Origin of the sequence: Pseudomonas sp. Leaf434, assembly GCF_001425545.1 — a bacterium.
GTDB lineage: Bacteria > Pseudomonadota > Gammaproteobacteria > Pseudomonadales > Pseudomonadaceae > Aquipseudomonas > Aquipseudomonas siliginis.
The window spans coordinates 40,796-61,757 of the sequence record NZ_LMQZ01000001.1 but is presented as its reverse complement, the minus strand read 5'-3'; the positions used below and the strand labels follow the sequence as shown (position 1 = coordinate 61,757).

General features: G+C 59.9%; 18 protein-coding genes. 8 read left to right on the top strand and 10 right to left on the bottom strand.

The window, feature by feature from the left end; translation table 11 throughout:
- Positions 1-57 precede the first annotated feature (57 nt).
- The 5 genes from carA to grpE form a co-directional block, all read right to left on the bottom strand.
- Complete coding sequence (carA, locus tag ASG55_RS00245; RefSeq protein ID WP_016771765.1) at positions 58-1,194, bottom strand: glutamine-hydrolyzing carbamoyl-phosphate synthase small subunit; 1,137 nt, start codon at positions 1,192-1,194, stop codon at positions 58-60.
- 258 nt (positions 1,195-1,452) lie between these two features.
- Positions 1,453-2,256, bottom strand: a complete 804-nt coding sequence (gene dapB / locus ASG55_RS00240; RefSeq protein WP_041477928.1) for a 4-hydroxy-tetrahydrodipicolinate reductase — start codon at positions 2,254-2,256, stop codon at positions 1,453-1,455.
- A gap of 9 nt (positions 2,257-2,265) precedes the next feature.
- Positions 2,266-3,390, bottom strand: a complete 1,125-nt coding sequence (gene dnaJ, locus ASG55_RS00235; RefSeq protein ID WP_016771767.1) for a molecular chaperone DnaJ — start codon at positions 3,388-3,390, stop codon at positions 2,266-2,268.
- 297 nt (positions 3,391-3,687) lie between these two features.
- Positions 3,688-5,604, bottom strand: coding sequence for a molecular chaperone DnaK (gene dnaK / locus ASG55_RS00230; protein ID WP_042608859.1), 1,917 nt, complete (start codon positions 5,602-5,604; stop codon positions 3,688-3,690).
- A 102-nt stretch (positions 5,605-5,706) separates the two neighbouring features.
- On the bottom strand, positions 5,707-6,273 hold the full coding sequence (grpE, locus tag ASG55_RS00225; RefSeq protein WP_039759570.1) for a nucleotide exchange factor GrpE: 567 nt from the start codon (positions 6,271-6,273) through the stop codon (positions 5,707-5,709).
- A gap of 240 nt (positions 6,274-6,513) precedes the next feature.
- Between grpE and recN the strand changes: the two genes are divergently transcribed.
- Positions 6,514-8,187, top strand: a complete 1,674-nt coding sequence (gene recN, locus ASG55_RS00220) for a DNA repair protein RecN (protein ID WP_016771769.1) — start codon at positions 6,514-6,516, stop codon at positions 8,185-8,187.
- A 76-nt stretch (positions 8,188-8,263) separates the two neighbouring features.
- Here the strand turns inward: recN and fur are convergent, their stop codons facing one another.
- Positions 8,264-8,668, bottom strand: coding sequence for a ferric iron uptake transcriptional regulator (gene fur, locus ASG55_RS00215; RefSeq protein ID WP_016771770.1), 405 nt, complete (start codon positions 8,666-8,668; stop codon positions 8,264-8,266).
- Between the two features lie 97 nt (positions 8,669-8,765).
- Between fur and ASG55_RS00210 the strand changes: the two genes are divergently transcribed.
- Positions 8,766-9,293: an outer membrane protein assembly factor BamE gene (locus ASG55_RS00210; RefSeq protein WP_016771771.1), complete on the top strand. Its 528-nt coding sequence runs from the start codon at positions 8,766-8,768 to the stop codon at positions 9,291-9,293.
- Positions 9,294-9,354: 61 nt separating this feature from the next.
- Here the strand turns inward: ASG55_RS00210 and ASG55_RS00205 are convergent, their stop codons facing one another.
- Genes ASG55_RS00205 through ASG55_RS00195 form a run of 3 tightly spaced genes read right to left on the bottom strand, consistent with a single transcriptional unit; the run spans position 9,355 to position 11,507 of the window.
- Positions 9,355-9,669 (bottom strand): RnfH family protein, encoded by a 315-nt coding sequence (locus ASG55_RS00205; protein ID WP_056782861.1) that lies wholly within the window; start codon positions 9,667-9,669, stop codon positions 9,355-9,357.
- The gene (locus ASG55_RS00200; RefSeq protein ID WP_056782859.1) at positions 9,662-10,096 is read right to left on the bottom strand and encodes a type II toxin-antitoxin system RatA family toxin; all 435 of its coding nucleotides are present in this window, start codon (positions 10,094-10,096) and stop codon (positions 9,662-9,664) included. The genes ASG55_RS00205 and ASG55_RS00200 overlap by 8 nt, the downstream gene beginning before the upstream one ends.
- 7 nt (positions 10,097-10,103) lie before the next feature.
- Positions 10,104-11,507 carry a sodium-dependent transporter gene (locus tag ASG55_RS00195; RefSeq protein ID WP_016771774.1) on the bottom strand — a complete coding sequence of 468 codons (1,404 nt, stop codon included), beginning with the start codon at positions 11,505-11,507 and terminating at the stop codon, positions 10,104-10,106.
- A gap of 119 nt (positions 11,508-11,626) precedes the next feature.
- Here ASG55_RS00195 and smpB point away from each other — a divergent pair, with 119 nt between their 5' ends.
- Positions 11,627-12,109, top strand: a complete 483-nt coding sequence (gene smpB / locus ASG55_RS00190) for an SsrA-binding protein SmpB (protein ID WP_007953781.1) — start codon at positions 11,627-11,629, stop codon at positions 12,107-12,109.
- 117 nt (positions 12,110-12,226) lie between these two features.
- Here the strand turns inward: smpB and ASG55_RS00185 are convergent, their stop codons facing one another.
- Complete coding sequence (locus ASG55_RS00185) at positions 12,227-12,994, bottom strand: FCD domain-containing protein (RefSeq protein WP_016771775.1); 768 nt, start codon at positions 12,992-12,994, stop codon at positions 12,227-12,229.
- A 263-nt stretch (positions 12,995-13,257) separates the two neighbouring features.
- Between ASG55_RS00185 and ASG55_RS00180 the strand changes: the two genes are divergently transcribed.
- The 5 genes from ASG55_RS00180 to ASG55_RS00160 all read left to right on the top strand — a co-directional run bounded on the left by ASG55_RS00180 (position 13,258) and on the right by ASG55_RS00160 (position 20,855).
- Positions 13,258-14,952, top strand: a complete 1,695-nt coding sequence (locus ASG55_RS00180) for a lactate permease LctP family transporter (RefSeq protein ID WP_016771776.1) — start codon at positions 13,258-13,260, stop codon at positions 14,950-14,952.
- Between the two features lie 149 nt (positions 14,953-15,101).
- The gene (locus tag ASG55_RS00175; RefSeq protein ID WP_056782857.1) at positions 15,102-15,926 is read left to right on the top strand and encodes a (Fe-S)-binding protein; all 825 of its coding nucleotides are present in this window, start codon (positions 15,102-15,104) and stop codon (positions 15,924-15,926) included.
- Positions 15,923-17,380: a LutB/LldF family L-lactate oxidation iron-sulfur protein gene (locus tag ASG55_RS00170; protein ID WP_041477924.1), complete on the top strand. Its 1,458-nt coding sequence runs from the start codon at positions 15,923-15,925 to the stop codon at positions 17,378-17,380. The genes ASG55_RS00175 and ASG55_RS00170 overlap by 4 nt, the downstream gene beginning before the upstream one ends.
- Complete coding sequence (locus tag ASG55_RS00165) at positions 17,377-18,048, top strand: LutC/YkgG family protein (RefSeq protein ID WP_056782854.1); 672 nt, start codon at positions 17,377-17,379, stop codon at positions 18,046-18,048. The genes ASG55_RS00170 and ASG55_RS00165 overlap by 4 nt, the downstream gene beginning before the upstream one ends.
- The gene (locus tag ASG55_RS00160) at positions 18,045-20,855 is read left to right on the top strand and encodes an FAD-binding and (Fe-S)-binding domain-containing protein (RefSeq protein ID WP_056782852.1); all 2,811 of its coding nucleotides are present in this window, start codon (positions 18,045-18,047) and stop codon (positions 20,853-20,855) included. The genes ASG55_RS00165 and ASG55_RS00160 overlap by 4 nt, the downstream gene beginning before the upstream one ends.
- Positions 20,856-20,962: the final 107 nt, after the last annotated feature.

Genomic DNA, 20,962 nt, shown 5'->3' with positions numbered 1-20,962 from the left:
GCCGCCGGAACCGGGGCCGCCCTCGAGGGCTTCTCTCTACAGTCTCAAGGCGAACGCTTAGCGTCGCTTGGCCATCTCGTTGATGAAGCGGTCGAACAGTGGCGCAACATCGTTCGGGCCAGGGCTCGCTTCAGGGTGACCCTGGAAGCTGAACGCGCTCTTGTCGGTGCGCTCGATGCCTTGCAGGGTGCCGTCGAACAGCGATTTGTGGATCGCGCGCACGTTGGCTGGCAGGGTGGCTTCGTCTACCGCAAAACCGTGGTTCTGGCTGGTGATCATCACCACGCCTGTATCCAGATCCTGCACCGGGTGGTTGGCACCGTGGTGGCCGTGGCCCATTTTCAGGGTCTTGGCGCCGGAGGCCAGAGCCAGCAACTGGTGGCCGAGGCAGATGCCGAATACCGGCGTCTCGGTTTCCAGCACTTCCTTGATCGCCTGGATCGCGTAGTCGCATGGCTCCGGATCACCAGGGCCGTTGGACAGGAACACGCCGTCCGGCTTCAGCGCCAGCACATCGGCGGCTGGTGTCTGCGCAGGCACTACGGTGACGCGGCAGCCGCGCTCGACCAGCATGCGCAGGATGTTGACCTTGACGCCGTAGTCGTAGGCGACCACGTGATATGGCAGCTCGGAAGCTTCGATGGTCGCGTGGCTGTCGGTTTTCAGATCCCAGACAGTCGAGCGCCATTCGTATTGGGTCTTGGTGCTGACGACTTTCGCCAGGTCCATGCCCTTCAGGCCCGGGAAGCCTTGCGCAGCGGCGATGGCCGCTTCTTCGGAGATGTTGTCGCCGGCCATGATGCAGCCGTTCTGAGCGCCTTTTTCACGCAGGATGCGGGTCAGGCGACGGGTGTCGATACCGGCGATTGCCACCACGTTGTTGGCTTTCAGGTAATCGGACAGGGACATCGTATTACGCCAGTTGCTCGCTACCAGCGGCAGGTCACGGATGACCAGGCCAGCGGACCAGACGCGGTCGGACTCGGCGTCTTCCGGCGTGGTGCCGGTGTTGCCGATGTGCGGGTAAGTCAGGGTAACGATCTGCTGGGCGTAGGAAGGATCGGTAAGGATTTCCTGATAGCCGGTCATTGCGGTGTTGAACACCACCTCACCAACGGTCTGACCGTCGGCTCCAATGGCTTCGCCGCGAAAAATGCTGCCATCAGCAAGGGCGAGTATGGCTGGCTTAGTCAAGAAGACCTCCCGTAAATAACGCATGAAAGGGCAATCGCAGGTTGTAAAAAAGCGGAGTGACGTATGGACACGTCACCCCGCTTCTTCACTGAAATTATTCTGCGCGCTTTTAGTGGACACACTAAAGCTGTAGCTTACAGAAAAGGGCGTTTTTGGTCCACCGCTAAAGAGCCTTAAAGGCCGGAGAATGCGACAGGTCGTCGCCAAGCGGTAAAAACCGGCGCAAAACGGGACGTTTGCGCCGGGTTCAGCAACGACTCAACGCAGGTCGAGTACGTCTTGCATGTCGTACAGGCCCGGCTCGCGACCATCCAGCCACAGCGCCGCACGCACCGCGCCCTTGGCAAAGGTCATGCGGCTCGATGCCTTGTGGGTAATCTCGACGCGCTCGCCATCGGCAGCGAACAGCACGGTGTGATCACCGACGATATCGCCAGCACGCACGGTGGCGAAACCAATGGTTTCACGCTCACGCGCACCGGTCTGGCCTTCGCGACCGTAGACCGCGACCTTCTTCAGATCACGCCCCAGGGCATCGGCAATCACTTCACCCATGCGCACCGCCGTACCGGACGGAGCATCGACCTTGTGGCGGTGATGGGCTTCCATGATCTCGATATCGACATCGTCGCCCAGCACGCGCGCAGCGGTGTCGAGCAACTTCAGGCACAGGTTGACGCCGACGCTGAAGTTGGCGGCGAAGACGATCGGAATGTCCTTGCCCGCATCGGCCAGCAATTGCTTCTCTTCAACACTGAAACCGGTGGTGCCGATGATCATCGCTTTGCCGTGTTTGCGGCAGAACGCGAGATTTTTCAGGGTCACCGTCGGGTGGGTGAAGTCGATCAGCACATCGAACTCTTCAACCACACGATCCAGATCACCGGACAGCGGCACGCCGATACGGCCCAGCGCTGCCAGCTCACCGGCATCCGCGCCGACCAGCGTGCTGTCGGGACGATCGACCGCCGCCGTCAGACCGGCGCCCGGCGTCTGCTGCACCGCTTCAATCAGGGTCTTGCCCATGCGCCCGGCGGCGCCCATCACTGCAATACGTCGCATGCCGACTCCTTACAAATCGCCGAAGAAACGCTTCACACCGTCGAACCAACCGGTGGTTTTCGGCGAGTGGCTGTTGTCGTCGGCCAGGGAGCTGCGGAATTCTTCCAGCAGTTCACGCTGACGACGGTTGAGGTTGACCGGCGTTTCCACAGCGACACGGCACATCAGGTCGCCGGCACCGCCGCCACGCACTGGCGCAACGCCTTTGCCGCGTACGCGGAACTGCTTGCCGGTCTGCGTGCCTTCGGGGATTTTCAGCTTGACGCGACCGTCGAGGGTTGGAATCTCCAACTCGCCGCCCAATGCAGCGTCGACGAAGCTGATCGGCACTTCGCAGAACAGATGCTTGCCGTCACGCTGGAAGATGTCGTGTTCGCGCACATTGATCACAACGTACAGGTCGCCAGTCGGCCCGCCCTGAGTACCCGCCTCGCCTTCGCCGGACAGACGAATGCGGTCGCCAGTATCAACACCGGCAGGCACTTTGACCGACAGGGTTTTGTACTCTTCGACACGACCGTCGCCGTGGCAGGAGTCGCACGGATCGGAAATGATCTTGCCCTGGCCATGGCAGCGCGGGCAGGTCTGCTGCACCGAGAAGAAGCCCTGCTGCATGCGCACCTGGCCGATGCCGCCGCAGGTCGGGCACGTCGTCGGCGACGAGCCTTTCTTGGCCCCCGAACCATCGCACGGCTTGCAGTTGACCAGTGTCGGAACGCGGATATTCACCGACGTGCCGCGCACCGCTTCTTCCAGATTCAGCTCCAGGGTGTAGCGCAGATCGCTGCCACGCTGAGCGCCGCCACGGGCACCGCCGCGACCACCGCCGAAGAAATCACTGAAGACATCGCCGAAGATGTCCGAAAAGTTCTGGCCACCGAAACCGGCACCGCCGCCGCCCATGCTCGGATCAACGCCGGCATGACCGTACTGATCGTATGCCGCGCGCTTGCTGGCGTCGGACAACACTTCATAGGCCTCGTTGGCCTCTTTGAATGCTTCTTCCGAAGCTTTGTCGCCGGGATTACGGTCGGGGTGGTGCTTCATGGCCAGGCGGCGATAGGCCTTCTTCAGGTCCGCTTCGCTCGTGCCCCGCTCGACACCCAATACTTCGTAATAGTCACGCTTTGCCATAAGTTCTTTGCACTCTTAAGGACGTTCGGCAAACCCCTCCTGAGCCTCGCCAAACTCGTTGAGCCCCCATTAAGGCCCGGACCCAACTCACGTCAATTCAACGATCCTGGTCTTGATTGATGCGGTATCTGCGGCGCGAAAAGCAGGAGCATTCCCGGCCATACCGCCAACATCCGAACGGTGTCGCATGCTGTAAAAATTCGCGTATTCCAGATACGCCAACGCGGGAGGCAAGCTCCCGCGCGGCGACATCCTACCAGTCACCGCCGCAAGGCAGTCAACCGGGCGACCAACAACTTACTTGTGGTCTTTGACTTCTTCGAACTCGGCGTCGACAACGTCGTCAGCCTTCTCAGCCGATTCGCCTTGCGGGGCCGCGCCATCAGCTGGCTGAGCCTGTTCGGCGTACATCTTCTGAGCAACCGGAGCGGAGACTTTCGACAGCTCTTCAACCTTGGCTTCGATGGCAGCCTTGTCGTCGCCTTTGACGGCGGCTTCCAGCGCAACCACTGCAGCTTCGATTGCAGTCTTCTCTTCAGCGGTGACCTTGTCGCCCGCGTCAGCGATCATCTTGCGAGTCGAGTGCACCAGTGCGTCACCCTGGTTACGGGCAGCGGCCAGCTCTTCGAACTTGCGGTCTTCCTCGGCATTCGCCTCGGCGTCACGCACCATGCGCTCGATTTCTTCGTCGGACAGACCGGAGTTGGCCTTGATCACGATCGACTGGGTCTTGCCGGTAGCCTTGTCTTTCGCGCCGACGTGCAGGATGCCGTTGGCGTCGATGTCGAAGGTCACTTCGATCTGCGGCACGCCACGTGGAGCTGGTGGAATGTCGGCCAGGTCGAACTTGCCCAGCGATTTGTTCTGTGCAGCTTGCTTGCGCTCGCCCTGCAGAACGTGAATGGTCACAGCACCCTGGTTGTCGTCGGCAGTCGAGAACACTTGCGATTTCTTGGTAGGAATCGTGGTGTTTTTCTCGATCAGCGCGGTCATCACGCCACCCATGGTTTCGATACCCAGGGTCAGCGGGCTGACGTCGAGCAGCAGCACGTCTTTAACGTCACCGGCCAGAACAGCGCCCTGAATCGCAGCACCCATGGCAACGGCCTCGTCCGGGTTGACGTCTTTACGCGCTTCTTTACCGAAGAAATCGGTAACCAGCTTCTGTACCAGCGGCATACGAGTCTGACCACCGACCAGAATCACGTCGTTGATCGCGCTGACGTCGATACCGGCGTCTTTCATGGCAATGCGGCAAGGTTCGATGGTGCGCTGAACCAGGTCTTCAACCAGTGCTTCGAGCTTGGCACGGGAGATTTTCACGTTCAGGTGCTTAGGACCGGTCGCATCTGCAGTGATGTACGGCAGGTTGACGTCGGTCGACTGAGCGGACGACAGCTCGATCTTGGCTTTCTCAGCGGCTTCTTTCAGGCGCTGCATGGCCAGCGGGTCACCTTTGAGGTTCATGCCGCTTTCTTTCTTGAATTCGTCAACGAGGTAGTCGATCAGACGAATGTCGAAGTCTTCACCGCCGAGGAAGGTGTCACCGTTGGTGGCCAACACTTCGAACTGGTGCTCACCGTCAACTTCAGCGATTTCGATTACGGAAACGTCGAAAGTACCGCCACCCAGGTCATAAACGATCACGGTGTGATCGCCCTTGGCCTTGTCCATACCGTAAGCCAGAGCGGCTGCGGTTGGTTCGTTGATGATGCGTTTTACGTCCAGACCAGCGATGCGGCCGGCGTCTTTGGTGGCTTGACGCTGGCTGTCGTTGAAGTAGGCCGGAACGGTGATCACCGCTTCGGTCACTGCCTCGCCGAGGTAGTCTTCGGCGGTCTTCTTCATCTTCTTCAGAATTTCAGCCGAGATCTGTGGCGGTGCCATTTTCTGGCCGTTCACTTCTACCCAGGCGTCGTTGTTGTCAGCCTTGACGATCTTGTAAGGGACCATCTGGATGTCTTTCTGCACAACTTCTTCGTCAAAACGACGACCGATCAGACGCTTTACCGCGTACAGGGTGTTGTGCGGGTTGGTTACAGCCTGACGCTTGGCCGACTGACCTACCAGAATTTCGCCATCGTTGGCGTAAGCGATGATCGACGGCGTGGTACGCGCGCCTTCAGCGTTTTCAATAACTTTGGCTTTGCCGTTTTCAAGCACGGAGACGCAGGAGTTGGTAGTCCCCAGGTCGATACCGATAATTTTGCCCATGTTCACTCTCCCGAAACTTTGGATTTTGTTGCCGCAGCAGTGGTGGCTGACTGCGGTAGCACTTAAACGCTTGACTTCTAAATGGGGGCCTTGCGGCTAATTTCAAGCCTGCTCGTCAATCGAAGGCGAAACCGGTGCCGGCGCCTTGCTGACCACGACCATCGCCGGGCGCAGCAGGCGACCATTGAGCTGGTAGCCCTTCTGGAAAACCTTCAACACGCTATTCGGCTCGACGTCGGCACTTTCCTGCATGGCCATCGCCTGATGGTGAACGGCGTTGAACGGTTCGCCATGCGGATCGATCGCTTCAAGCTGGTAGCGCTTGAGGGTGTCGTGGAACATTTTCAGGGTCAGCTCGATGCCTTCGCGCATCGGGCGGATGCTTTCGTCGTCCGGGCTCGACAGCTCGAGGCCGCGCTCCAGGCTGTCGACGATCGGCAGCAGGTCGCTGGCGAATTTTTCCAGGGCAAACTTGTGCGCCTTCTCGACGTCCTGCTCGGCACGGCGGCGAACGTTCTGCAGATCGGCAGCAACACGCAGAGACTGATCCTGCGCGGCGGCCAATTGCTCTTCGAGCACTTGCACACGGGTCGCCAGGTCGTCACCCGAACCTTCGGGCGCCTGATTGGCATCTGGGTTTTGCGTATCTACTGTCTGTTCGTCAGCCATAGAATTCTCCTTTCAATTTCGTCCGCGAGCCTGACTCGCGCTTCTGCCCCGATATATGGGGCCGCAAAATCAGGCTTCAAGGGCTGCAATCGATTGTCCTTACAAAAAAGTGCTGAATAGTCATTCTTGAATGCGCTAAGAAAACTCTCTGATCAAGCAAATCGAGCTAAGGGCGGGCATTGTCAGGCCTGAACAAAACACTGTATAAATAACCAGACCTCAAGCCTGGGAGCTGCCTTTATGCTGGTGCACCTGTCCGTACACAACTACGCCATCGTCGAACATCTCGATCTCGAACTTGATCGCGGGATGAGCGTGATCACAGGGGAAACCGGCGCCGGCAAATCGATCATGCTCGACGCCCTGGGCCTGACTCTGGGCGATCGCGCCGACAGCGGCGTGGTTCGCCCGGGCGCTGATAAAGCCGACATTCTCGCCACCTTCGATCTCGCTGATATCCCTGAAGCCAGCGCCTGGCTGGCCGAGCGCGATCTGGAAAACGACGGGCCTTGCATCCTGCGCCGGGTCATCACATCGGAAGGTCGTTCGCGCGGTTATATCAACGGCACGCCCTGCCCGCTCGGCGACCTCAAAGCCCTCGGCGAGCTGCTGATCGATATCCACAGCCAGCACGAACATCAGTCGCTGCTGAAGACCGACACCCATCGCCGCCTGCTTGACGAGTACGCCGGTGCCACCGATCTGGCGCGTCAGGTGCAGCTTGCCGCGCAACGCTGGCGTCAGACCCGCCAGGAACTGGAGCGGCTGTCCAACTCCGGCGACGAACAACGCGCACGTCATCAGTTGCTCAGCTATCAGCTTGAGGAATTGGAGAACCTCGGCCTCGGCGAAAATGAACTGGAGCAACTGGAGCAGGAACACAAGAACCTGACCAACGCCGAAACCTTGCTGGGCATATGCCGGCAAGTGGTCGAGCAGTGCAGTGAAAGTGATTCAGGGAATGTCCTGAATGCACTGACCGCCAGCCTCAATCGTCTGTCCAGTGTGAACAGCTCGGTGGGGGCGCTGGGTGAAGCCAGCAGCCTGCTGACCAGCGCACAGATTCAGGTAGAAGAAGCGGTCGGCGAGCTCAATCGCTTCCTCGACAACTTCGATGCCGACCCGGCTCGCCTGCAATACCTGGAAGAGCGCCTCGACGCGATCTACACCCTGGCGCGCAAACACCGGATTCAACCGACCGAAGTCGGCGAGATGCAGCAAAAGCTGCTCGATGAAATCGAAACCCTCAACGCCAACGATGAATCCATCGAGCGCCTGGGCGAAGAACTGGCCTCCTACGCCCGCCACTATCAGGAGAAAGCCCGCGAGCTGAGCGACCTTCGTCATCAAGCTGCCGGTAGCCTCGCCAGTGCAGTGGAGCAGGAAATCCAGCGCCTGGGCATGCCCGGCGGCCGCTTTACCATCGAACTGAAAGCCAACAGCAGCGATGAGTTGCTGCCGAACGGGCTGGAACAGGTCGAACTGCTGGTCAGCGCCAACCCCGGCCAACCGCTCAAGGCACTGGCAAAAGTCGCCTCCGGTGGTGAGCTGTCGCGGATCAGTCTGGCGATTCAGGTCATTACCGCCCAGACCTCCCGCGTGCCGACGCTGGTGTTCGACGAAGTGGACGTAGGTATTGGCGGTCCGACTGCCGAGATTGTCGGCCAGTTACTGCGCCGTCTCGGTGATCGCGGCCAGGTCCTGACCGTGACGCACTTGCCGCAAGTGGCGGCGCAAGGGCATCAACATCTGTTCGTGCACAAGGTTCGCGACGAGAAGGCGACTCACACCGCTGTCGCGAAGCTGACAAAGAACGAGCGCATCGAAGAAGTCGCGCGCATGCTCGGCGGCATCGATCTGACCAAGGAATCCCTGGCTCACGCGAAAAAAATGGTGGTGACCGCCAAGGCGTAATAAATAGTAGAAAGCACGAAGGCGACCCTTGGGTCGCCTTCGTTCGTTTAGCGAATGTGAAATTCGCGCGACATGCTTACTTTTTCTTGCGTACGTACAGCACCAGGTTGTGATCAACCATCTCGAAGCCATGCTTCTCGACGATCGATTTCTGAAGTTTTTCGATTTCTTCGTCGAAGAATTCGATCACTTCACCCGATTCCACGTTGACCATATGGTCGTGGTGGCCACCGTCAGCCAGTTCGAAGACCGCGTGGCCGCCGTCGAAGTTGTGGCGGACCACGAGGCCGGCCGCTTCGAACTGGGTCAGTACACGGTAAACCGTGGCCAGACCAACGTCCTCACCAGCTTCCATCAACGCCTTGTAGACGTCCTCGGCACTCATGTGGCGCTGCTCGGTAGAGTCGAGCATTTGCAGGATCTTGACCCGTGGCAGGGTCACTTTGAGGCCGGCTTTGCGTAGTTCGCTATTTTCAACCATGGTCAGCTTTCTCGCGATGCTGCTTCGCAGCTTCTCTTAATGCGGGTATGATCGGCGTTTACGTTGTCCCAGCCAAGATAGTGGAAGTCGCCCACCGATGCAAAACACCAAGCTCTTGCTAACCAGTTTCACCTTTGTGGGACTGCTCGCACTCGCCGGTTGTTCATTCCCCGGGGTTTACAAAATCGACATCCAGCAGGGCAATGTCGTCACGCAGGACATGATAGACCAGTTACGCCCGGGAATGACCCGGCCGCAAGTACGGTTTATCATGGGCAACCCTCTGCTTGCCGACACGTTCCATGCCGATCGCTGGGATTATCTGTACAGCCTGCAACCGGGTGGCGGTGAACGCCAGCAGGAACGAATCAGCGTTATCTTCAACTCCAATGACCAGCTTGTCAGCCTGTCCGGTGACTTCATGCCCGGCGTGAGCCGTGATGAAGCCATTCTCGGCAAGGACAGCGGTACTACCGTGACCGCGCCTGCTGAAAACGCCGACAAGCCAGAAGCCGAGAAGCCAGCCAAACCAGGCTCCTTGCTGGATCAGATCCAGAAGGACGTCGATGGTGTGGAAACCGTACCGGTTCCGACACCAGAGCCGCTGGACACCTCGCCGCAGTAATAGGCGAGGCAATAAAAAACCCGGACATTCCGGGTTTTTTATTGCCTGCCGTTTGGCCTGATCAAGAATTGCGTGCTTTGGCCTCGGCAGCCTTGGCCGCACGCAAACGTCGAACTTCTTTGGGATCAGCCAGCAGCGGTCGATAGATTTCGATCCGGTCGCCCGCCTGCAGAGGGCGAGAATCCGCGTCAGCCACGACCTTGCCAAAAATCCCCAGCGGGCATTGCGCCAGATTCAGCTCAGGAAACTCGGCCGCGATGCCCGATGCGTGCACCGCAGCCCGAATGCTAACGCCTTCAGCCACGCTGATCGCACGCATAACCTGCCGATCAACCGCTGCGTACACGACTTCTATCTCGATCACCGGCTCAACCATGCATCTGCTTGGCGCGCTGGCAGAAAGCATCCACCAACTGATTGGCCGCCTGATTGAACAACGGCCCCAGAGTTGCGCGCACCAGCGGCCCGGCATAATCGAACGACAGATCCAGACTGATCTTGCAGGCCTTTTCGTTCAGCGCCTTGAATACCCAGATGCCGTGCAACTGAGTGAACGGGCCTTCCTCAAGATTCATCTCGATCGACTGCCCCGACACCAGCGTATTGCGCGTGACGAAATGCTGACTGAGGCCGCCCTTAGCCACGCCGACACTGGCGCGCATGTGTTCCGGCGAGCTTTCCAGCACTTCCGCCTCCGAGCACCACGGCAGAAACTCTGGGTACCGCGCGACATCGTTGACCAGGTCGTAGAGAAATTGCGCCGGGTACGGCAGGAGCGCGGATCGTTGGATATGTGTCGTCATGTAAGCGTTACTTCCAGAGCTGAGCGGCAAAGACTACAAGAATGCCGATAGGCGCCACGTAGCGCATCAAGAACAGGGACAGAGCAAACAGAACCGGGTTACGGATGGACAATTCATCCCGCACCGCTTCACGCCCCATCACCCATCCCGCGAACAGCACGAAACACAAGCCACCGAGGGGCAACATGATCCGCGAGGTGAAGAAATCGATCACGCCGAAGAAGTCGAGACCGCTCTGCGCACCCCATTGATAGAGGCTGAACGCCCCGCCTTCGTTCACGAAAAACTTGGCTTCCTTCCAGATATTGAAAGAAAACACCGTTCCGAGACCAACGAACCAGCAGGTGAACGCAAGCCAGAACGTGACCCAGATGCGGCTGATTTTAGTGCGTTCAACCAGGTAAGCCACCATTGGCTCAAGCAGCGAAATCGCCGAACTCCAGGCAGCCACCGCGACCAGCACGAAGAACACCACGCCCATCAACTGGCCGAAAAATACATTACCAAAAGCAAATGGCAGGCTGACGAACATCAGTCCCGGACCTTCGCTTGGGTTCAGGCCAGCAGCGAACACAATCGGAAACAGTGCCAGACCGGCGACCAGCGATACGAAAGTATCCAGCAGCGCGACACCGACCACCGTGCCGGACAGCGAGGTGTTCTTCGGCATGTAGGCGCCGTAGATCATGATCGAACCGACGCCGACGCTCAGCGAGAAGAACGCGTGCCCCATCGCCGGCAGCAGACCGTCGAGGACTTTTTCCGGGTGGAAGTCGAACATGAAATGCACGCCTTCCATGAAATGCCCGGTGGTCATGCTGTAACCCAGCAGCACCAGAATCATCACGAACAGCAGCGGCATCATGATCCGCAGGCTACGCTCAAGCCCGGCGACCACGCCTTTGGCGATCACGAAGGCCGACAGCAGCATGAAAATCGTGTGCCAAAGTGTCAGGCGCCATGGATTGGAGATGACATTGCCGAAATAGGCGCCGACCTGATCAGCCGTCGCGCCCTGGAAATCGCCACGACCCATGTCGACGATGTAGTCCAGCGACCAGCCGCCGACCACACTGTAGAAAGACAGGATCAGCAGGGCCGTGATCATCCCGGCGAACGCGCCCCACGACCATTTGGCCGAGTGCCCCGCCTCCAGCGCCAACACCTTCAGAGCATTTGCCGGACTTTGCCGGGCACGCCGGCCGATCAGGGTTTCCGCGAGCATGACCGGCACGCCGATGAGCGCGATGCACGCCAGGAACATCAGCACGAAAGCGCCGCCGCCGTAGACCCCGACCATGTAGGGGAACTTCCAGATACTACCCAGTCCCACGGCCGAACCGGTCGCGGCGAGTATGAATACCCAGCGGCTAGCCCAACTGCCGTGGACAGAAACCTTGTCTGTCGACATCGTTTATCACGCCCAAGCGTTAGAAAAAGAGGCCGCATTGTCCGGGATTCACTCAACCTGCTCAAGCACGCAGCAACACCGTAGCCGACAGCCGAACAACTCCATATAATGCCGCCCCTATGGCTAAACAGAAGAAACACCCAACAGGGACCATCGCGCAGAACAAAAAGGCGCGACACGATTACTTCATCGAGCACAAGTTCGAGGCTGGTCTGGTCCTGGCCGGCTGGGAAGTAAAAAGTCTGCGGGCGAGCAAGTTGCAGCTGGTCGACAGCTATGTGCTGCTCAAGGACGGCGAAGCATGGTTGCTCGGCAGCCACATCACGCCGTTGATGACCGCAAGCACCCACGTCATCGCCGACCCGGTGCGCACGCGCAAACTGCTGCTCAACCGCCGCGAGCTGGACAAGCTCGCCGCCGCCGTGCAGCAGAAGGGTTACGCCTGCGTCTGCCTGTCCTGGTACTGGAGCAAGCACATGGTCAAGTGCGAGATCGCTCTGGGCAAGGGCAAGAAGGAATACGACAAGCGTGACACCGAGCGCGAGCGCGATGCCGGTCGTGAATTGCAGCGTGCGGTGCGCAACAAGGGCAAGGAAGACTGATCTTCCTCCTTTAGCGCCAATTCGCGAGCAGGCTCGCTCCCACCTTGGAATGCATTTCAAAGGTGGGAGCGAGCCTGCTCGCGAAAGCTATTTCAGCATCAACACAAACACACCTGATCACATCCCCTTGCGCCGCTCCGCCCGAGCCATGCGCTGCACCTCCTGACGCACCTCTTCCAGCACTTCCTGCACATACAGAATATGTCGGCTGGACACTTCCCTCGCCTGCTCGGCACGCCCTTCGATAATCGCCAGATACAATTCCCGGTGCTGCGAGATCAGCATGTCGCGGGTTTCCGTGCGCTGTTTGTACATGCCGCCGATGTTGGTCACGACGTTGCGCTTGAGCAGATCGAACAGTCCGCGAATCGTATGCAGCAACACCGCGTTGTGGCTGGCTTCGGCAATCGCCAGATGAAATTTTGCATCTGCCGCGCCTTCTTCCGCCCGGCTGACTTCTTCATGGCGCGAGTAGCAATCCTGCAGCTCTTCGAACGCAGCGGTCAGGCGCTCACGATCGACATCGGTGGCGCGCAAAGCGGCGTAGTAGGCACACGATGCCTCCAGGGTGTGCCGGAATTCGAGCAAATCACGTTGCGCTTCGGGATTGCTTTCAAGCAATTGCAGCAGCGGATCGCTGAACGTCGACCCCAGGCCCTCCACCACATAATTGCCGCCGCCCTGGCGACTGACCAGCAAGCCTTTGGCCGCGAGTTTCTGAATCGCCTCGCGCAACGACGGGCGTGATACGCCAAATTGTTCGGCCAGCGTGCGCTCGGCCGGCAGACGTTCGCCCGACTTCAGCGTGCCCTCAAGGATCATCCCCTCGAGGCGCTCGACAATATCGTCAGACAAACGGCGCTGACGTATCTGATCAAAGCCCATAACTCATTTCTCCACGATCCCGACCGCTCGCCGGGGTGTCTATTCTGGCCTATCCGCGCGCCGCCGACACCTGCCAGACGCCACTTCGCCAAAGCGGATCAGTTGCCCTCTGCACCGCATCTTCGACGAAAGTTTCAGAGCGGCAAATTGACACACCGCTACCAAGGCTTTTACCCTAGCCAACAGCGCTTGTAAATTGGTCTTACCAATTATCCAAGATTGCTCACAGTGCCTGACCAACAACAATTAGGGGCCACCCCACCATGCAAACCTGGCAACAGCTCTACAGTCCGCTCGGCAGTCTTGGCGTCTCCGCTCTCGCGGCCGTCATTCCCATCGTGTTCTTCTTTCTCGCCCTGGCGGTGTTCCGTCTCAAAGGCCATGTGGCCGGCAGCATCACCCTCGCGCTTTCGATTGCCGTGGCCATTTTCGCCTTCCAGATGCCAGTGGACATGGCGTTCGCCGCCGCTGGTTATGGTTTCGCTTATGGTCTGTGGCCGATTGCCTGGATCATTGTCGCGGCAGTGTTCCTCTACAAGCTGACGGTGAAGAGCGGTCAGTTCGAGGTCATCCGCAGCTCGGTCCTGTCGATCACCGATGACCAGCGCTTGCAGGTGTTGCTGATCGGTTTCTGCTTCGGCGCATTTCTGGAAGGTGCCGCCGGTTTCGGCGCGCCGGTAGCGATTACTGCCGCACTCCTTGTAGGACTGGGCTTCAACCCGCTGTACGCCGCCGGCCTGTGTCTGATCGCCAACACCGCTCCGGTGGCGTTCGGCGCGCTGGGGATTCCGATCATCGTGGCGGGCCAGGTCACTGGCATCGACGCCTTCAAGATCGGCGCCATGACCGGTCGCCAGCTGCCACTGCTGTCGCTGTTCGTGCCGTTCTGGCTGGTATTCATGATGGACGGCCTGCGCGGTGTGCGCGAAACCTGGCCGGCCGCGCTGGTGGCAGGTCTGAGTTTCGCCATCACCCAATACTTCACCTCCAACTTCATCGGCCCGGAACTGCCGGACATCACCTCGGCACTGGCCAGCCTGATTTCCCTGACCCTGTTCCTCAAGGTCTGGCAACCACGTCGCGCCGCCGGCCAGCACATCGTTGGCGCCGTATCCGCTTCGGTGGTCAGCGCCAGCGTCGGCGGTTTCGGCCAGAAGCGCACCACCGTGGCGTCGCCCTACAGCCTCGGGGAAATTTTCAAGGCGTGGTCGCCGTTCCTGATCCTCACTGTGCTGGTGACCATCTGGACGCTGAAGCCTTTTAAAGCGATGTTCGCCGCCGGTGGTTCGATGTACAGCTGGGTGTTCAACTTCGCGATTCCGCACCTTGATCAACTGGTGATCAAGACTGCGCCAATCGTGGCCAACCCGACCGCGATTCCAGCGGTGTTCAAACTCGACCCGATTTCCGCAACCGGCACGGCGATTTTCTTCTCCGCGCTGATTTCGATGCTGGTACTGAAGATCAATTTCAAAACTGGTCTGACCACTTTGAAAGAGACCTTCTACGAACTGCGCTGGCCGATCCTGTCGATCGGCATGGTGCTGGCATTCGCCTTCGTCACCAACTACTCCGGCATGTCCTCGACAATGGCCCTGGTGCTGGCGGGTACTGGCGCGGCGTTCCCGTTCTTCTCGCCGTTCCTCGGTTGGCTGGGCGTGTTCCTCACCGGTTCGGATACTTCGTCGAACGCCCTGTTCAGTTCGTTGCAAGCGACCACCGCCCACCAGATCGGCGTCAACGACACTTTGCTGGTGGCGGCCAATACCAGCGGCGGCGTGACCGGCAAGATGATCTCGCCGCAATCGATCGCCGTGGCCTGCGCCGCGACCGGTCTGGTCGGCAAGGAATCGGATCTGTTCCGCTTCACCCTCAAGCACAGCCTATTCTTTGCAACGATTGTCGGTTTGATCACCTTGGCTCAGGCCTACTGGTTCACCGGCATGCTGGTGCACTAAGACTACAAGAAGCATGGAAATAACCGACGCCGGCCCGTGATCCGGCGTCAGCAATTCACCACCGGGTCTGTAAGGCTGCTGAAAGCAATGCGCTTTATATTCGGCAGCCGCAGCAGACGGATAACCGGGCCTACCCGGAGACACGCCTGATGAGCGAGCTTTTTTACAACGCTGTGCCGAACGCGACCCGCGTGGCACCGCCACTGCCCGAACCTCGGCAATACCCCGGCGAGAAACCGTCGCGGGTCTACCTGTTCGGCACGTGTGTGGTCGACCTGTTCTACCCCGAAGCCGGGATGGACGCGATCCATCTGCTGGAGCGTGAAGGGATCCGGGTCGAGTATCCGCAAGGGCAGAGCTGCTGCGGCCAACCGGCCTACACCTCGGGTTACACCGAGCAGGCGCGGGCGGTAGCGCGCTCACAACTGGCGCTGTTTGCCGGGGATTATCCGGTGGTAGTGCCGTCGGGTTCATGCGCCGGCATGCTGCGCGAGCATTACGCCGACTTGTTCAAGGACGAGCCGGAAACGTTGAAACAGGTGCTGGCCCTTGCGGCTCGCACTTATGAGCTGGCCGAGTTTCTGCTGTTCGTCTGCAAGGTGCAGCTCAAGGACAGCGGCGAACCGGTGAAAGTCGCGCTGCACACCTCGTGTTCGGCACGCCGCGAAATGAACACCCACCTGCACGGCCGCGAGTTGTTGGCGCAGTTGAGCAATGTGGAGCGGGTCAATCACGACCACGAAAGCGAATGCTGTGGCTTCGGTGGGACATTCAGCGTCCGTATGCCAGACATTTCCGGCGCGATGGTGGCTGACAAGACCCGTGCGTTGAAAGAATCCGGCGCCCACAAGGTACTGAGTGCCGACTGCGGCTGTTTGATGAACATCAACGGCGCGCTGGAGAAACAGCAGGAGGCGTTGCGCGGGCAACATCTGGCGAGCTTCCTCTGGCAGCGAACCGGAGGTGCGCAATGAGCACCTCGACGATTATTCCTACGGTCGCCGTAGAAGAAGATTTCCGCACCCGGGCACACAACGCCCTGGGTGATCAGCAGCTGCGGAACAACTTCCGCACTGCCATGGATTCACTGATGACCAAGCGGGCAGCGGCTTTCAGCGATGCCCACGAAAGAGAACACTTGCGCGCACTGGGCAATTCGATCAAGGCCCGCGCGCTGTCCAAGTTGCCCGACCTGCTCGAGCAACTGGAACAGAACCTGACCCGCAACGGTGTGACAGTGCACTGGGCGGAAACGGTGGACGAGGCCAATGGCATCGTCTTATCGATCATCCGCGCTCACGAGGCGCGGCAAGTGATCAAGGGCAAATCGATGGTCAGCGAAGAGATGGAGATGAACCATTTCCTCGAGGCTCGGGACATTGAATGTCTGGAGTCCGACATGGGGGAGTACATCGTCCAGCTCGACCACGAGAAGCCTTCACACATCATTATGCCGGCGATCCACAAGAATGCCGGTCAGGTCGCGTCCTTGTTCCACGACAAACTTGGCGTGGAATACACCAAGGACGTTGACCAACTCATTCAGATCGGTCGCAGGGTCCTGCGGCAGAAATTCTTCGAAGCCGACATCGGCGTCTCCGGCGTCAACTTCGCCGTCGCCGAAACCGGCACTCTGCTGCTGGTGGAAAACGAAGGCAACGGGCGCATGACCACAACCGTGCCGCCGGTGCATATCGCCGTTACCGGTATCGAAAAAGTCGTGGAAAACCTGCGCGACGTGGTGCCGCTGCTGTCACTGCTGACGCGCTCGGCGCTGGGCATTCCGATCACCACTTACGTCAACATGATCTCCGGCCCGCGCAAGGAACACGAACTCGATGGCCCGCAGGAAGTGCATCTGGTCCTGCTCGACAACGGTCGCAGCCAGGCTTTCGCCGACAGTGAATTGCGCCAGACCCTGAATTGCATCCGCTGCGGCGCCTGCATGAATCATTGCCCGGTTTACACCCGCGTCGGCGGCCACACCTATGGCGAGGTCTACCCAGGCCCGATCGGCAAAATCATCACCCCGCACATGGTCGGCCTGGCCAAGGTTCCGGACCACCCGAGCGCGTCCTCACTGTGCGGCGCCTGCGGTGAAGTCTGCCCGGTGAAGATTCCGATCCCCGCCATCCTGCGCCGTCTGCGCGAGGAAAACGTCAAAGCCCCGGACGCACCGAATCAGGTGATGCGCGGCCAAGGCAGCAAGTATTCGCGCAAGGAACGTTTCATCTGGAACGCCTGGGCCAGACTCAACAGCTCACCGACGCTGTACCGCTTGTTCGCTTTTTTCGCCACGCGCCTGCGTGCCCTTACGCCGAGCAATGTCGGCCCATGGACGCAAAACCACAGCGCGCCAAAACCGGCCGCGCGTTCGTTGCATGACATGGCCCGCGAGCATCTGGCTAAACAGGGAGAGCGTCGATGAGCGCCAAGCAAAATATCCTCGGCAAGCTGCGGAAAAGTCTGACCGGCACCACGCCAATCGCCGACAACTTCGACGTCGATCTGGTCACACAGCCCTACACCTACAGCGCCGAGCAACGCATCCCGCAACTGCGCAAACTGATGGAAGCGGTGCACACCGAAATCCACCTGACCTCGGGTGCCGAGTGGCCGGCATTACTGGCGCAACTGCTGCGCGACCGCCAATTGCCGAGCCTGCTGATCGCACCGAATACGCTGCACGGGCAACGCATCGCACAGCACTGGGCGAACAATCCCGAACTGCCAGCACTGAAGTCCTACGACCGGCCAATGGAAGAGTGGAAAGCCGAGCTGTTCAACGACACCCCGGCCAGCCTCACCGGCACCCTCGGTGCCATCGCCGCGACCGGCAGCCTGATCATCTGGCCAACCCGTGAAGAACCGCGCCTGATGAGCCTGGTGCCGCCTGTGCATTTCGCCCTGCTCAAGGCCAGCGAAATCCGCGACAACTTCTATCAGGTGCAAGGGGAATTCGAATGGGCGCAAGGCATGCCGACCAACGCGCTGCTGGTCTCCGGCCCGTCGAAAACCGCCGATATTGAACAGGTGCTGGCGTATGGCGCGCATGGCCCGAAAGATCTGGTCGTGCTGATTCTGGAGGATCAATGAGTCTTCCTGCTGCTTTCCTGCGTGATGCCGAGCAACTGATTCCAGCAGACCGGCGTTTCGACGATCCGCTGTCGACCCTAGCCTTCGGCACCGACGCCAGTTTCTATCGGCTGATCCCGAAACTGGTGATCCGCGTCGAGTCTGAAGACGAAGTCGTGGCGCTGCTGCAACTGGCCCAGCGCGACAAGGTGCCGGTGACCTTCCGCGCTGCCGGCACCAGCCTGTCCGGGCAGGCGATCAGCGACTCCGTGCTGATCGTGCTCGGGGATAACTGGAATGCCCGCGAGATTCGCGGCCAGGGCACGCAGATCCGCCTGCAACCGGGCGTGATCGGCGCGCAGGCCAACGCCTGGCTGGCGCCGTTCGGACGCAAGATCGGCCCGGATCCGGCGTCGATCAATGCCTGCAAGATCGGCGGCATCGTCGCCAACAACGCCAGCGGCATGTGCTGTGGCACCGCGCAGAATACCTATCACACCCTGGCCGGAATTCGGCTGGTGCTGGCCGACGGCACGCGCCTCGATACCGAAGATCCAGCCAGCGTCGCGGCATTTCGCTCCAGCCACGGCGACCTGCTCGAACGCTTGGCGACATTGGGCCGCGAGACCCGCGCCAACACCGAACTGGCCGCAAGAATCCGCCACAAATACCGTCTGAAAAATACCACCGGCCTGTCGCTCAACGCCCTGGTGGATTTCGACGAGCCTGTGGATATCCTGAGCCACCTGCTGGTCGGCTCCGAAGGCACGCTCGGCTTCATCAGCGCGGTGACTTACGACACCGTCATCGATCACCCGAACAAGGCCTCGGCGCTGATCGTGTTCCCCGATGTCGAGACCTGCTGCAACGCGGTCACCGTGCTGAAAAGCCAACCAGTGTCAGCGGTGGAGTTACTTGATCGGCGCAGTCTGCGCTCGGTGCAGGACAAAAAAGGCATGCCCGCTTTCGTACAGCTGCTGTCGGAAAATGCCTGCGCCCTGCTCATCGAATCCCGCGCCGCTTCGTCGACATTGCTGCAAGAACAACTGGCGCAAATCATGGCGTCCCTGCGCGATTTCCCCGTCGAGAAGCAGGTCGACTTCACTGAAGACCCGGTGGAAAACGCCCGCCTCTGGGCCATCCGCAAAGACACCTTCCCCGCCGTCGGCGCCGTGCGCAAAACCGGCACCACAGTAATCATCGAAGACGTGACCTTCCCGGTCGAACAACTGGCCATCGGCGTCAATCGCCTGATCGAGCTGTTCGACAAACATGCCTACGACGAAGCGATCCTCTTCGGACACGCACTGGAAGGCAATCTGCACTTCGTCTTCACCCAAGGCTTCAACAGCCCGGAAGAAATCGCACGCTACCAAGCGTTCATGGACGACGTCGCGCAACTGGTTGCAGTGGAATTCGGCGGCTCGCTGAAAGCCGAACACGGCACCGGCCGCAACATGGCGCCGTTCGTGGAACTGGAATGGGGCAGCGACGCCTATCAACTGATGTGGCAGCTCAAACGCTTGCTCGACCCCAACGGCATTCTCAATCCGGACGTGGTGCTCAGCGAAGATCCGCAGATCCACCTCAAGCACCTGAAACCGCTGCCAGCGGCGGACGAGATTGTGGACAAGTGCATCGAGTGCGGTTTCTGCGAACCGGTCTGCCCATCGAAAGGCCTGACCCTGAGCCCGCGCCAGCGCATCGTCATCTGGCGCGATATCCAGGCGAAAAAGCGCGCCGGCGTCGACACCACCGAACTGGAAAAAGCCTTCGACTATCAAGGCATCGACACCTGCGCCGCGACCGGCCTGTGTGCGCAGCGCTGCCCCGTAGGCATCAACACCGGCGAGCTGGTGAAAAAGCTCCGTGGCCGACATGCCACGCATCAGAAAACCGCAGACTGGATCGAAGGAAATTTCGCCAAGACCCTGCAAGGCGCGCGCTTCACCCTGCACGTCGCCAACGGCGCGCGGATGATGCTCGGCGCACCGCGTCTGGCGAAGTTGTCGGCGACGCTGACGCGCCTGTCCAAAGGCCAGGTGCCGTTGTGGACCAACGCCATGCCACAACCGGAAAAAGCCATTCGCTTCAGCCCGAGCGTGGCCGACGAGCGCCCGCGCGTGGTTTATCTGGCGGCGTGCGTCTCGCGAGTCATGGGCCCGGCGGCGGGTGACAAAGAGCAGATGTCGCTGTACGACAAAACCCGTGGCCTGCTGGAAAAGGCCGGTTACCAGGTAGTCTTTCCCGACAATCAGGACAACCTCTGCTGCGGCCAGCCGTTCGCCTCCAAAGGCTACGCCGAACAGGCCGAGCACAAACGTCAGGAGCTGATCAGCGCACTGCTCCACGCCAGTCGCGGCGGCCTCGACCCGATCTATTGCGACACCAGCCCGTGTACGTTGCGCCTGGTTCAGGACATCGGCGAAACACGACTGGATCTGTACGATCCGGTGCGCTTCATCCGTACGCATCTGCTGGATCGTCTGGACTTCACACCCCAGGAAGCGCCGATTGCCGTCCACGTGACCTGCAGCACTCAGCACTTGGGCGAAAGCCAGGCGCTGATCGATCTGACGCGCAAATGCAGCAACACCGTGGTGATTCCCGAAGGCATACATTGCTGCGGATTTGCCGGCGACAAAGGCTTCACCACACCGGAGCTGAACAGCCATTCGCTGCGTACGCTCAAGGACGCCGTGCAGCACTGCAGCGAGGGCATTTCCACCAGCCGCACCTGCGAAATCGGCCTGACCCAGCACGGTGGCATCGACTACCACGGGCTGGTTTATCTGGTGGATCGGGTGACACAGGCCAAAGTCCGCTGAAGAAAAAATCAGAACCCTTGAGCGAGGCGGTAGTCCACTGCACATGCCCCGGACCATTCGGGGCCTGTTCAACGGTCAGCGAAGTCTGAACCCTCAGTTCAAGGAGA

What these genes read in the sequence shown, in the direction of transcription:
- ASG55_RS00165 (WP_056782854.1), top strand. Translation starts at nt 17,377, where the DNA reads ATGAGCGCCAAGCAAAATATCCTCGGCAAGCTGCGGAAAAGTCTGACC.
- smpB (WP_007953781.1), top strand. Translation starts at nt 11,627, where the DNA reads ATGGCTAAACAGAAGAAACACCCAACAGGGACCATCGCGCAGAACAAA.
- fur (WP_016771770.1), bottom strand. Translation starts at nt 8,668, where the DNA reads ATGGTTGAAAATAGCGAACTACGCAAAGCCGGCCTCAAAGTGACCCTG.
- ASG55_RS00185 (WP_016771775.1), bottom strand. Translation starts at nt 12,994, where the DNA reads ATGGGCTTTGATCAGATACGTCAGCGCCGTTTGTCTGACGATATTGTC.
- grpE (WP_039759570.1), bottom strand. Translation starts at nt 6,273, where the DNA reads ATGGCTGACGAACAGACAGTAGATACGCAAAACCCAGATGCCAATCAG.
- dnaK (WP_042608859.1), bottom strand. Translation starts at nt 5,604, where the DNA reads ATGGGCAAAATTATCGGTATCGACCTGGGGACTACCAACTCCTGCGTC.
- ASG55_RS00195 (WP_016771774.1), bottom strand. Translation starts at nt 11,507, where the DNA reads ATGTCGACAGACAAGGTTTCTGTCCACGGCAGTTGGGCTAGCCGCTGG.
- dapB (WP_041477928.1), bottom strand. Translation starts at nt 2,256, where the DNA reads ATGCGACGTATTGCAGTGATGGGCGCCGCCGGGCGCATGGGCAAGACC.
- ASG55_RS00205 (WP_056782861.1), bottom strand. Translation starts at nt 9,669, where the DNA reads ATGGTTGAGCCGGTGATCGAGATAGAAGTCGTGTACGCAGCGGTTGAT.
- ASG55_RS00200 (WP_056782859.1), bottom strand. Translation starts at nt 10,096, where the DNA reads ATGACGACACATATCCAACGATCCGCGCTCCTGCCGTACCCGGCGCAA.
- dnaJ (WP_016771767.1), bottom strand. Translation starts at nt 3,390, where the DNA reads ATGGCAAAGCGTGACTATTACGAAGTATTGGGTGTCGAGCGGGGCACG.
- ASG55_RS00170 (WP_041477924.1), top strand. Translation starts at nt 15,923, where the DNA reads ATGAGCACCTCGACGATTATTCCTACGGTCGCCGTAGAAGAAGATTTC.
- ASG55_RS00180 (WP_016771776.1), top strand. Translation starts at nt 13,258, where the DNA reads ATGCAAACCTGGCAACAGCTCTACAGTCCGCTCGGCAGTCTTGGCGTC.
- ASG55_RS00210 (WP_016771771.1), top strand. Translation starts at nt 8,766, where the DNA reads ATGCAAAACACCAAGCTCTTGCTAACCAGTTTCACCTTTGTGGGACTG.
- recN (WP_016771769.1), top strand. Translation starts at nt 6,514, where the DNA reads ATGCTGGTGCACCTGTCCGTACACAACTACGCCATCGTCGAACATCTC.
- ASG55_RS00160 (WP_056782852.1), top strand. Translation starts at nt 18,045, where the DNA reads ATGAGTCTTCCTGCTGCTTTCCTGCGTGATGCCGAGCAACTGATTCCA.
- ASG55_RS00175 (WP_056782857.1), top strand. Translation starts at nt 15,102, where the DNA reads ATGAGCGAGCTTTTTTACAACGCTGTGCCGAACGCGACCCGCGTGGCA.